Annotated in this window: 12 protein-coding genes; 8 read left to right on the top strand and 4 right to left on the bottom strand. The window is 48.0% G+C overall.

Annotated features, from left to right (window positions below):
• Positions 1-25 precede the first annotated feature (25 nt).
• Both DSZ37_RS03620 and DSZ37_RS03615 read left to right on the top strand, forming a co-directional pair.
• A complete protein-coding gene (locus DSZ37_RS03620; RefSeq protein ID WP_109725600.1) occupies positions 26-592 on the top strand; it encodes an RNA polymerase sigma factor in 567 nt (188 codons plus the stop codon).
• A gap of 13 nt (positions 593-605) precedes the next feature.
• The gene (locus DSZ37_RS03615; RefSeq protein WP_109725599.1) at positions 606-2603 is read left to right on the top strand and encodes a hypothetical protein; all 1998 of its coding nucleotides are present in this window, start codon (positions 606-608) and stop codon (positions 2601-2603) included.
• Here the strand turns inward: DSZ37_RS03615 and DSZ37_RS03610 are convergent.
• Positions 2587-2838: a hypothetical protein gene (locus DSZ37_RS03610; RefSeq protein WP_109725598.1), complete on the bottom strand. Its 252-nt coding sequence runs from the start codon at positions 2836-2838 to the stop codon at positions 2587-2589. The two genes, DSZ37_RS03615 and DSZ37_RS03610, sit on opposite strands and share 17 nt — an antisense overlap.
• Positions 2839-3084: 246 nt before the next feature.
• Between DSZ37_RS03610 and DSZ37_RS03605 the strand changes: the two genes are divergently transcribed.
• From DSZ37_RS03605 to DSZ37_RS03580, 6 genes are all read left to right on the top strand, one after another.
• Complete coding sequence (locus DSZ37_RS03605) at positions 3085-3531, top strand: RNA polymerase sigma factor (protein ID WP_109725597.1); 447 nt, start codon at positions 3085-3087, stop codon at positions 3529-3531.
• A 15-nt stretch (positions 3532-3546) separates the two neighbouring features.
• Positions 3547-5769 carry a hypothetical protein gene (locus DSZ37_RS03600; RefSeq protein ID WP_109725596.1) on the top strand — a complete coding sequence of 741 codons (2223 nt, stop codon included), beginning with the start codon at positions 3547-3549 and terminating at the stop codon, positions 5767-5769.
• Positions 5770-6035: 266 nt separating this feature from the next.
• The gene (locus DSZ37_RS03595) at positions 6036-6368 is read left to right on the top strand and encodes a PadR family transcriptional regulator (protein ID WP_109725595.1); all 333 of its coding nucleotides are present in this window, start codon (positions 6036-6038) and stop codon (positions 6366-6368) included.
• A complete protein-coding gene (locus DSZ37_RS03590) occupies positions 6355-7014 on the top strand; it encodes a DUF1700 domain-containing protein (protein ID WP_109725594.1) in 660 nt (219 codons plus the stop codon). Before DSZ37_RS03595 ends, DSZ37_RS03590 begins: the two co-directional genes overlap by 14 nt.
• The gene (locus tag DSZ37_RS03585) at positions 7007-7885 is read left to right on the top strand and encodes a DUF4097 family beta strand repeat-containing protein (RefSeq protein ID WP_109725593.1); all 879 of its coding nucleotides are present in this window, start codon (positions 7007-7009) and stop codon (positions 7883-7885) included. Before DSZ37_RS03590 ends, DSZ37_RS03585 begins: the two co-directional genes overlap by 8 nt.
• A gap of 4 nt (positions 7886-7889) precedes the next feature.
• Entirely contained in the window at positions 7890-8090 is a 201-nt protein-coding gene (locus DSZ37_RS03580) for a hypothetical protein (RefSeq protein ID WP_109725592.1), read from the top strand.
• 61 nt (positions 8091-8151) lie between these two features.
• Here DSZ37_RS03580 and DSZ37_RS03575 read toward each other — a convergent pair whose 3' ends face one another.
• Genes DSZ37_RS03575 through DSZ37_RS03565 form a run of 3 tightly spaced genes read right to left on the bottom strand, consistent with a single transcriptional unit; the run spans position 8152 to position 11560 of the window.
• Positions 8152-9468, bottom strand: a complete 1317-nt coding sequence (locus DSZ37_RS03575; RefSeq protein ID WP_109725591.1) for a sensor histidine kinase — start codon at positions 9466-9468, stop codon at positions 8152-8154.
• Positions 9465-10145, bottom strand: coding sequence for a response regulator transcription factor (locus DSZ37_RS03570; RefSeq protein ID WP_109725590.1), 681 nt, complete (start codon positions 10143-10145; stop codon positions 9465-9467). Before DSZ37_RS03570 ends, DSZ37_RS03575 begins: the two co-directional genes overlap by 4 nt.
• Positions 10146-10171: 26 nt before the next feature.
• Complete coding sequence (locus DSZ37_RS03565; RefSeq protein ID WP_146198153.1) at positions 10172-11560, bottom strand: C45 family autoproteolytic acyltransferase/hydolase; 1389 nt, start codon at positions 11558-11560, stop codon at positions 10172-10174.
• Between the last annotated feature and the right edge of the window lie 14 nt (positions 11561-11574).

Raw genomic sequence — 11574 nt, 5'->3', positions numbered from 1 at the left:
GGATGCTTTGAAAGAAGGTGAGATCATGACACAGAAAGAATACAGAAAGGCTGCGGCTCAGTCCGAGGAGAACGCTCAGCGTACCCTGTTCGATAAATACTTCAATTACGTTTACACTATCGTTTTCAGCCGCCTGCGAAGCTGTGCAAGCCGAGAGGATATAGAGGAATGTGTGGGGGACGTCTTTGCTGACGTATATATGCGGTTTGATGAACGCAGGGCATTTGAGGGAGACCCTACGGGCTTCGTGGGCACTGTTGCAAGGCGCAAGGCTGCCGATATGTATAAAAGGCTCACGAAAAACAAATTCGGCAGCATATCCATTGACGATGAGGAAGCCGCTGAGATAGAGGCTCCCGATAACACCGCAGATACAGTTGAGAAAAAAGAGCTGAGAGGCTCGCTTATAAAATGTGTGGAGCTGCTGGGTGAACCCGATTCTACCATAATCATACAGAAATACTTTTTCATGCGCAGTTCCACAGAGATATCAAAGCTTGTGTCACTGACTCCCGAAGCTGTCCGCGTCCGATGCAGCCGCGCGCTTAAAAAGCTCAGGGAAACGCTCACCGATATGAACATTTCACTTTAAAGGAGGTACAGTTATGAACGATAAGGATATTAACCTTGACGCTCTCGAAAACGCCGATGAAGATACAATAAAGAAAATTGCGGCGGACTGTCCTGCTTCCGATGAAGAAAAGGAGAGAATGTTTGCAATGAGCAGAAAGATATATAAAGAAAGAACCAAGGAAAGCAATAATATAAACGACATGGAGGTCTCGGGCGTTGACGTCTATAAGAGACCTGCATGGCTCAAGTTTGCTGCGGCGGCAGCTGCCATTGCCATCGCAGCAGGTGCTGTGACAGGAGGCGGTATACTCCTGAAAAGGCACCGCACTCAGCCTAAGGTGGACAGCTCAGAAATAGAAGAACTGGCAATGTCTCCCTTCGGTGATCTCAGCGGCTGCCGTGTAAGGCTAAGCAATGCCGCAATAGCTCCTGCGGTATTTGAACCAAATGAGGAGAACAGGACAGCTCTCCTCACCGCTCTCAACGAGGGCGAGTGGAACAAGATATCGCCCGATACTCCCCTGCCCGACGGAGAAAGTGAGCTCATTTACATCATGAACGGCACCAAGCCCTGCCGTCTCACCCTCTACGGCGACCACACCATCTGTTACGAGGATAACTCCTCCAAGGAGAGGTATGAGATAGACATTGATACCGAAAATGCAGTCCGTGAGGCTATAAAGTACGATCCCGAAGCAGGCGACGAGCTTATCTATCTTGACGTCAATGACTTAAACAATATCAACTCAGTATGGCTTACCACATCCTCGCTCAATCCGGATTATGCAGACGTTTATATTCCTCCTGCCGGTAAGATCTTCACAGTTCCTGCAAAGAACTGCCGGTTCTGTGTAAATGAAAAATGGGATGCCGAGGCAGCTTTCAGCTGCGAGAACATTCCCGAAGCGCTGAGCATATTCACTGAGATGGAATGGAAAGAGGCAGACTGCGAGCCTAACTTTGGTGATGATATCTGCTATGTTGCATTCAGATGCTCTGACCAATACGGTCTCTTCAATTACTCACTCAATGTATACTCCAATGGATATGCTTATGCTGAATACAGCGATAAATCAACAGGAGAAGCAGGATCGTGCATATATATGCTTAAAACTCAGGACTATGAAAGCCTCCACAGTGCCTTTGTAGATGAAGCTTATGTACAGCTGAACAACATGGATCCCGCTGAAGAAATAAAGCATTGCAAACTTTTACTTATGCAGATAAGCCGCACCGACGACACATCAAAGCTTTTAAATCTGTATGATAATGCCATGTATACTGCTGCTGCTGATGCTTTAAAGGCTGCTTCATGGGAAGTTCTTCCCGACGATGCCGAGTGCGGTGAGGAAGTCTGCCGTTTGAGAATCAACGAAAACCTGTATTTGCAGACATACTGTTTTTACGACAATAATGTTGCAGTTATCGGATACGAAAAAAAGAAATACAGCGTTTCTCCCGAGCTGACAGACACAATAAAGTCTCTCTCGGACTATGCATGGAAAAGAGCTGAACCTCACAGTCAGCTGGAGAACGAAGCTCCTGACACTCTTGAACGCGGAAAGGAAGCCTATCAGAACGCCCTCGAAACAAATGGAAAGTTCAACGGCGGAGCACCCGATCTGCTGGATATTGACACAAGCTCTGAGGGATACCGTGACTTTGGTGACGGATTCAGCGGATACCTTGTCAGAAATGTCAGCAGCATAGACGAGATAAACGAAATGTACCATCAGACCTTCAGCGACCGCTACCCCGAGAACAGCTTTATCGACGGAAGCCCTTATTTTGAAAGGGACGGCAAGGTATACTGGTTTGCCGGAGGAAAGGGAAGCCATATATACTACCTTGGCACAGAGGTCCTCGGAATACTCCGCAGAACTGACGACGAGATATTCTTCGCCGTTGAAAACAGCTACGGCGGCGGGAATGTAGACGATACTCCGCCTTGGACAGAACAGACAGAATTCTCTGTTGTGGTACAGCCAGACGGTTCATGGAGAGTGGGCAAGCTCACCGTTCCGTATTGATATAGATGAAAAGACCGCAGAGGAACAACTCTGCGGCCTTTTTTATTTGAATGATATCTCCACAAATTGCATGGTTCTCATTCTCACGCCCATTTTCAGTATGAGCTTTGTCATCCATGATATGTTCTTTGACTTCAGCAGCACATCGGGCAGCTTGTGGTTCACCACCTTGGCAAATCTGTCCGACCACGGAAGCAGCTCCTTTTCGGCGTCCTCTATGTATCTTCTCAGACATTATATCAGCTCCTTTGGTTAGTGTAAGGTAACAAATTGATTATACCACTTTTTTCACCTCAGCGCAAGGAATATTGCACTATGCTTACAATAATATTATGGCATTTCCTGTGGAAAGACGTCCGATAATATGTTATAATCATATGGTATAATTGTAAAGCTCGAATTTGTTCACAGAATGTTTACAATTATTTTTGCACATCTGCACTGTCTTTTCAGTTAATCATTAGTGAAGGGAGGTTTGAATGTGTCGATTGATATCAATGACCAATACGATAAAATTTTCCGCTATTGCTATTACAAGATCCGCGACCGTGATATTGCAGAAGATCTGACACAGGATACCTTCCTTCGGTTCCTCGAAAGTCCGCATTATCGCGACATAGGCAAAGAACTGCACTATCTCTATACGATCGCAGGAAACCTGTGCAAGGACGCATTCCATCGCAGGACAGCTGAGGAGCTCGATGAAAAGATTGCAGACGATAAGGATTATGAGGACTTTATCCTCACCAACGTTGCTCTGGGAAACGCTATCAAAAATCTTCCCGAGGAGGACAAGGAAATAATCATACTGCGATACATAAATGATGTTCCCATAGGTGTTCTGGGTGAGCTTTTCGGTATGTCGAGGTTCAGAATGAGCAGACGTATCAAAGGCATCCTACGGCACCTCAGACAAACACTTGATTGAGAGGAGGGCTGAGGCTTGAATAAAAAACTAAAGCAGGATATCAGGGATTCCTTCAATTTCCCCGATGCAAAGCATAAATATGAATTTCTTACACAGGCTGAGGTCGCTTCTGCTCAGGAAGAAAAGCGGAAACACACCATACCCGTTGTTTTCAGAGTTACTGCCGCTGCAGCGGCTGCCGCTCTGGCAATAGGTCTATGGACCAACCTGAGATCACATCCCGCCCCAAGGGGCGGCGACTTCAGAGAGGGCTCTGTTATCGTGACAGAAGCAGTCTCCGCTCAGCCCGTCACCACCTCTTATACTAATGATAACGGCACAACTGTAACAGCCGTGCCTACTGCTACATCGTATAACAGCACGGTTAACCACCAAACAACAGCCACAAGAACTGTAGAAACTGTAACGTCGTATGCTGATACGTCTAACGCAGGCAGAACAAGCACATCAGCTGTTCAGGCTGATCAGTCTTATGCAGGCACAGATACCGCAATAGTCACTTCTCCTGCACTGGGAGTGACAACACAGTCTTCAGCAAACCGCACAACTGAAAGCCGAACCGCTGCTGCCGTTACAACCAATATCCCAATGACCACAACCACTGTAAATAAAGAAATCGAAAGGAGTTTTGAAATGAAAAAATTAGCTGCATTCTTATCTGCACTGAGCATCTCAGCTGCCGCACTTCCTATAAATTCAAATGCGTCCAGCGGAATTAAAGTCGGAGTTGAAGATTATATGTTCAACACTGATTTTGATGCTTCAAATTATTATACGGAGCCGCCTTTTGGCTACTCATATAACAGCGAAATGAAAATGTTCGATAACGGACAGCTCATATCTGACATTGACGGAAACGGCGTTTTTGACAGAATGGATCCATATCTGGTATACAGATGTGTTACTGATGGTAAATACGACAGCAATATCCCACTTTCTGATGAACTCAGTACTTTTATCAGAGAGAACTGCGATTACAACCGTGACGGCAGCTTCGATAGATGGGACGCCGAAATCATCATAGCATACTATATTTTAAATAACAGACCGACATGGGCAGATCTTGACTGGAATTCTTACGATCCCACATATGTTCCACAGCGTTATGAATCCGCTTCACCTATAAATGTCACTAATATATCCTGTGAGCTTATGTATGTTTATGAATTCGATTCTATGTTAACAATGCTCGGACAAGCACGAACATATATCACATCTGAATTCATCGAGGACGGAACTATCGACTTAGATGTAAACGAGGACGGTGTTGTAGATATAAAAGACGCAGCTTGTTTCGCTGTATACTATAGAAACAAAGACCCCGAATATCATGAGCGTAACGAAGATGGCGACTTTGTGTGGCACAAAATTACCAAATGGGTTGACCTTCCTGACAAGATCAATAAGAAAATTAAAAAATACTGTGATGCTGCTACGCCCGAGAGAAATCATCACTCCACTTATTCATATGATGATGACAGATGTCTGGAAATCATCCAGTATTTCGTAATGCACTATCCACTGAAGGAATGCTATTTTAAAGATGAATACTATGATACGGTGCTTTCAACAGATACTTCCCAGTATGGATTGGGAGAGATATTAACATTCAGTGCTAAAAACAGACAAGTTATTATTCCGCGTGGGGACACTGAGCGCTTCCAGTTCTATCAGGACGTTTTTGAGGAACAGTTCACAGCGTACTATCAGAACGTTCTTGACGGAAAGCAGCCCATTCCTGATATCAACGGTGACGGCGTTGCAGACACCGAAGATTATACAGCTGCCGGAGAATACATGAATGCATTCTTCAGAAATGAAACTATTGAGACTACATCTATTCCTATTGACATATTCGAAAAGTTCACTACCGACTGCGACTTCAATCAGAACGGCATCAGCGGAGATATCTATGATATCATGATAACTCAGATATATATCATGTATATCGATGCATATCACCCCGAAGAGATCGTTGACAGCAACGAACAGTTCAGCTATCAGTCCAATATATCCATTCTCAATGCAATGGATATCCAGCGCAGCGGCGACGCTAACTGCGACGGCGAGACCGATCTTGCAGATGCTATCTTCATCATGCAGTCTATGGCTAACCCCGACAAGTACAACATCTCAGAGCGCGGCAGATTCAACGGCGATGTCTATGAGACAGGTCAAGGCATTACTGCAAATGACGCTCTCGAAATACAGAATACTCTCCTCCACAAGGACAACTGAAAGCATGATATAAATATATAGGAAAAGGCTTCCCGACAGCTCTCGGGGAGCCTTTTTCATGCCTTTTTCAGTCCGGCAAGCACCGTCTATGTGAAATATCAACAACAAACCTATCGCTTCTTACCGCACCAAATGTGAAAAGTCACGATATTTTATAAAACTTGCAATATTGTATTGACAACTAATATTATACGGCGTATAATATTATCAGAAACCAGATATTACAGTTCACAAAATACTATATGGTTTCAGAAAGGAGTTACACTATGGGATTTTCTATAAACGCAGGTCTCCTTGATGCCATGGTGCTTTCCATCGTTCAGAACAACGACACCTACGGCTATGAGATCACTCAGTATCTGCGGAAGGCGGTGGATATCTCGGAATCCACTCTCTATCCCGTGCTGAGACGATTGCAGAAGGGCGAGATGCTCGAGACCTATGACAAGGAATTCATGGGCAGGAACAGAAGGTATTACCGAATTACTCCCAAGGGTAACGATTCCCTTGAGGAGTACAGAGAAGAATGGCGCAGCCATAAGAAAAAAATCGACAGTATTTTATTGAATGAGGGAGCTGAATACAATGAACAAACTTGAATTTCTTACAAGGCTGAGAAATAACCTCGAAAGAGGCGGTCTGCCTTCTGATGATATCAATGATGCACTTTCGTATTACGAGGAGGTATTCCTCGATGCAGGCTTCGGCAAGGAAGAAGAAACTGCCGCTGCTATGGGCTCGCCCGAGGATGTGGCTGTAAATATCCTCCGTGAGAGCGGTATCCACGTCGGCGGTGCTCCCGTGATGCCTCCCCAGAGAATGGGCGGTCCTCAGGGACAGGCGCAGGGTCCTGCAATGGGCGGATATGTTCCACCTAAGAAAAAGGCTTCGGGCGGAAGTATTGCTCTCGGAATAGTCCTCGGCATACTCACCTTCCCCATCTGGCTTCCCATCGTCTGTGTGGTAGTCTCACTTTTATTCGCCCTCATCGTCGTTCTCATTTCACTTGTTATCGCTTTCTTCGCAGCAGCTATCGGTCTCCTTATCGGCGGTATCGTCGCACTCACTGAGTTCCCTGCCGTGGGTATCATGTTCTTGGGAGCAGGTCTCATACTCACCGGTTTAGTTATACTTATATGCAAGCCAGCATTCAGCGCAGTTATCCCTGCTATCGGCAGAGGTATCAAGAGGTTCTGCGGCTGGGTAGTAGGTCTCTTCAAAAAAGGAGGAAAAGAAAATGCCTGAAAACAACATCAATGTGCAGGAGCAGCAGTCTGCTCCCGTTAATAAGAAAAAGGGCAGCGGAGCTCTCTGGGCAGCTGTCATCGCAATAGCTCTCGGACTTATCCTTCTCATCACAGGATATATCATGTACATAAACAGCGACAAGGACAAGTATTATAAAGTAAAGGACTACAATGAGGTCTTCGACGGCGCAAAGGTGACAGAGCTTGAGCTGGATCTGGACTGGGGCGACCTCATCATCGAAAAGAGCAGCGACGATAGTATCCATGTGGACGCTACCGATGTTTCCGAGCATTTTGAGGCAAAGGTATCGGGAAGCAGGTTCACTATGGGTTACGATTCAAAGAAGAACCGCGCTATCCCCTTTGGACTTGTTTTCCACCCCATGAATTATAAACCGGTCGTAAAGCTCATGCTCCCCGATAATGAATATGACCGCTTTATACTTGATATGGGCGCAGGAGATGCAAAAATAGCCTCTGTAAACTGCTCTTTCCTTGACGTTAACTGCGGTGCAGGTGATGTGAACTTCAGCGGCATCGAATGCAGCAAGGCAGAAATAGACTGCGGTGCAGGCGACCTGAATATAACAGGCATAGAATGCTCAGGTATTATAGACATCGACGGTGGTGCAGGCGATATTACCATCAGGGACGCTGTTGCAGGCGGTATGGACCTTGATCAGGGCGTAGGTGACTTCGACTATACAGGCACCATGAACGGAAACATTGATGCTGACGGCGGCGTGGGCGACATTACCTTCCGTCTTACAAATCCTGCTTCTGATTTCTACAAAGGAAGCGGAAAATACAGTCTCACTATCGACAGCGGCGTAGGCTCCGAAAACATTATCTATAACGCAGGACAGTAAAGCCATGATCGACCACAGGCTCATCAGAAAGGGCGACAGGCTCCGTCACCGGCTTTTCGGGACAGGCACCGTTACAGACACCCTTCCCCTCGGTGATGACACCGTCGTTACCATCGAATTTGACAGCGGCTCCACAAAAAAGCTGTGCGCCGTTATCTCGGCTCTTGAATATGCCGAGGAACCCAAAGAACAAAAGGATAAATGATAATCCCCCCGAACCGTAATCAAAACGGTCCGGGGGGATTTTGCTGTATTATATTATCGTATCAGCTCACAGCGCCGTCCTCGATAAAGATGAAGAACTCCATCTCATTGGTATCCTCAAGCCTTCGCGCCAATACGCTTCCGCCCAGAGCCCGTACAGTCTCATGGACAGAGTATAGTCCGATACCGCTGCCCTCGGCGTTTGCGGCGTTTGAACCGCGCCAGTAGCTCCTGAACACATATGGTATCTCGTTCTCGGGCAGGAGTCCGCCCTTGTCCTTTACGGATATGCCGAAGCCCTCGTCCTGACGGATTATCTCCACGGTTATGCCGCTTCCGTCGCCGTATTTCACGGCGTTCTCCAGTATCTGGCTCACGGAGCGGTACAGCGCGTACTTGTCGCTCTCCATTACAGAGTCGGTATCGCACTTCACCGTGAATGGTATGCGCTTTATCGCCATCCTGTCCTTGTATTCGCTGTGAATGAGCTCTGCCAGCTCCTTTACGGGGAAGCGGCTTATCTCCATGTCAAAGCCGTCCAGAGAAGCGTCCGATGATGCCAGCAGCTCCGCCGCCAGTTTCTCCACCTTCTCCGCATTGCGATCTATATTGCAGGCGATATCCTCAGTCATGCCGCCGTCGGTATAAAGCCCCTCACGGACCGCCTCTGTATACAGCTTTATATTGGCGATAGGTGTCTTTACTCCGTGGGCTATGGTGGAAACCAGCTTCTGGCGCTCGCCCTCAAGAATGTGTATCTTCCTGCTCTCGGACGCAAGCACATCTGACAGCATATTCATGCCCCAGATGTATTTGCCGAAGAACCTGCTCCTGCTCTCGGGAAGCTTCTGTATGTCCCTGAGCCTTGCCAGCCTTTCGGGGTAGTCCGAGAGCTTGCGGAATGGTACAAGTATCGCTGCCCATATGTAAATGAAAGCTCCTGCGGTCAGGAGAAAAGCCGCTCCGAAGAAGATGTTCCCCACAACCATTATCAGTTTTGCGGAATCATTGCTGTAAACGTACTCAGCTATGCCCATGAGCCTGCCGTCGCTGCCGTACACGCGGCATACGGCACAGTTCTTGTCCGCTGTGGTAATGAAGCTTCCTTCCCCGTTTTCGATGGAAACGAAAAGTATCTCCTCAGGCATATTGCTGCCGTATCGTCTGCTCCACTCGTCGGTGTGCGCTGCTATGATATCAGCAGGAGAGGCTCCTGTTTCCGCAGCCTCCTGCGAGAGCTCCGTATTGATCCTGTTTACGGCTATATTGCGTCCCTTCGTCCTGCTTGCCGAGACTTTTGCACAGGCAAGGTCAAAGCAGAGCACCGCTGCCGCAAATACTGCTGTGAACAGCAGAAAAAAAGCTGACATTCTCTTCATTTCTGCTCACCAAATCTGTAACCGACCTTCCAGACCGTCCTTATCACCTCGGGAGAATTAGGGTCGCGCTCTATCTTCTCCCTGAGCCAGCGTATATGCACGGACACCGTGCTGGGCTCTGTAAAGCAGTCGCAGCCCCACACTGCGTTGAAAAGCTCATCCTTACTGACAGCCTCGCCGCTGTGCTCCATGAGATACCTCAGCAGTTCAAACTCCTTGGCGTTCAGCTTCAGCTCGGCGCCGTCCCTTGTGACTATACGCGATGAGGTATCAAGCTCTATGCCGCAGCCGCTGAGCTTTCCCGACTGCTCTCCCCCGCCGCTCCGCTTCATAAGAGCCCTTACCTTGGCGGTCAGCACCTTGATGGAAAAGGGCTTGTCGATATAGTCATCCGCCCCTGTCTCATAACCGAGGAGTTTGCTTTCCTCGTCAGTCATTGCGCTCATCATTAGTATGGGGATATCTCCCTTTTTTCTTATCTCCGTGCAGGTCTCATAGCCGCTCATCTTCGGGAGCATAACGTCCAGCAGCACTATGCCGAAGCTCTCCCCCTCAAGCAGCTCAAGGGCTTCCTCGGCAGTGGGACAAAGCCTTGCCGAGAAGCCCTCTTTTATCATGAAATCCTTTATTATCTGCCCCATTTCGGGGTCGTCCTCAATTATCAGTATATCGGTCATAGATCTCTCCTGTGCTGCGGAAAAGTTTATTTCCAGCTTCCGAGGTCAATAAACTCGGGGCTCGGAACGACTCCGTCCTCTCCTGTGAGTATAGCCTGAAGTCTGCCTGTGGAATAGTCTGCAATGACCATGTGTACCATTCCGCTGCCCCTCATTCGTGTGAGGTCGTTGTCGGTCTTTTCACAGGTCATCAGTTCCTTGAAGCGGTCTGAAGTCAATCCGCGCTGTCCCCCGAAAAGCTCATTGTACCTGTTCCACCTTACGATATTTTCTTCATAGCCTGTGAGCATATCAGAATTGCCCTTTGCCGCAAAGGAATTAACTGCACAGAGATAATGCGGGTCTTCCCATTCGATCCCGTCATTCAGCTCCGATGAGCCGTCGCGTACTGTTGTTGCACCGTCCTCATCGGTAACGCAGAGCTCTGCCACATAGGCTTCCTTCGGGTCGGTGGCTATGACATTTACGCAATACGGATAATCGGAAGCGTTTTCCGCAAGATATTCCGCCGCTTCCTTTGCCGTGGAGCAGTGCTCCAGTGCGTAACGCATACCGTAGGTGTAGCTCTTCTTGTCTTCACAGGTATATTCTACCATTTTTTTACTGCCTACGTCAAGTTCCCCCAACATCAGACCGTCGTCATTGACTGCGGTCAATATAGTCATAAATCCCAGAGGCGTCACGGAAACGAAGCTCCTGTCCCCGTTTTTCATGTGTACCACCGCATGACAGCGGCATATCTGGTTATCGCTTCCCAGCATCCATTCAAGCACACGGCAGGTAATGCGCTCGCCTGTTGCTGTGACTTCACCGTCGGCTGATAATGCGCTGCAGGCAGTTCCTCTCAGTGCATCGGGCACGAACTGCATGAGCACAGCCTCCTCACGGCTCAGTATACCGTCTTCCTTAAATCCCTCGGACTCCCCTTTTATGCCGTCGGCAAAACCGTCCAGCTCGTCTCTGTATTCCTTTTCCAGCGAGTTGTAGAACACCTTTGCCCTGTTCTCTATGGGAGCATAATCCCCGTCAAGGTCGTTGAATACAGCCTTGATGTTCTCATAGATGTAGGGCTCGCAGGCTTCGCCGTAGCCCTCATATGCAAGGTTCACAGCTTCACCGTAGGCAGCTCCCACATCGTAATAGCTGCCCGATGTGTAGTCAAGAGTCACATCGAAATAGCTCTCCATGATGTCTATCCTACACAGCCCGTCAGAGGATGTCACGGTGCTCTGCACCTTCTCCTTTTTGGGAGCTATACCCGTATAATCATTCTCCATGTAAATACTGTCAACAGGCTTCAGTGTGCTGCCGCCTTGCTCGGGCACCGTAAAGCCCTCATAGCCGTTCTTCCGTCCGCAGCCTGTGAGCCCTGCGGCTATGAGTATGGCAGCTGCTGCCGAAACTATCCTTTTCATATCCATATCCGCTC

It is taken from the genome of Ruminococcus flavefaciens (assembly GCF_900116855.1).
Taxonomy (GTDB): Bacteria; Bacillota; Clostridia; order Oscillospirales; family Ruminococcaceae; genus Ruminococcus; species Ruminococcus flavefaciens_R.
The sequence above is the reverse complement of the archived record's forward strand: the minus strand, read 5'-3'. Positions and strand labels throughout refer to the sequence as shown.

Coding starts and splice junctions, on each gene's coding strand:
- DSZ37_RS03620 (WP_109725600.1), top strand. CDS start 26: ATGACACAGAAAGAATACAGAAAGGCTGCGGCTCAGTCCGAGGAGAAC.
- DSZ37_RS03615 (WP_109725599.1), top strand. CDS start 606: ATGAACGATAAGGATATTAACCTTGACGCTCTCGAAAACGCCGATGAA.
- DSZ37_RS03610 (WP_109725598.1), bottom strand. CDS start 2,838: ATGTCTGAGAAGATACATAGAGGACGCCGAAAAGGAGCTGCTTCCGTG.
- DSZ37_RS03595 (WP_109725595.1), top strand. CDS start 6,036: ATGGGATTTTCTATAAACGCAGGTCTCCTTGATGCCATGGTGCTTTCC.
- DSZ37_RS03590 (WP_109725594.1), top strand. CDS start 6,355: ATGAACAAACTTGAATTTCTTACAAGGCTGAGAAATAACCTCGAAAGA.
- DSZ37_RS03585 (WP_109725593.1), top strand. CDS start 7,007: ATGCCTGAAAACAACATCAATGTGCAGGAGCAGCAGTCTGCTCCCGTT.
- DSZ37_RS03580 (WP_109725592.1), top strand. CDS start 7,890: ATGATCGACCACAGGCTCATCAGAAAGGGCGACAGGCTCCGTCACCGG.
- DSZ37_RS03575 (WP_109725591.1), bottom strand. CDS start 9,468: ATGAAGAGAATGTCAGCTTTTTTTCTGCTGTTCACAGCAGTATTTGCG.
- DSZ37_RS03570 (WP_109725590.1), bottom strand. CDS start 10,145: ATGACCGATATACTGATAATTGAGGACGACCCCGAAATGGGGCAGATA.
- DSZ37_RS03565 (WP_146198153.1), bottom strand. CDS start 11,560: ATGAAAAGGATAGTTTCGGCAGCAGCTGCCATACTCATAGCCGCAGGG.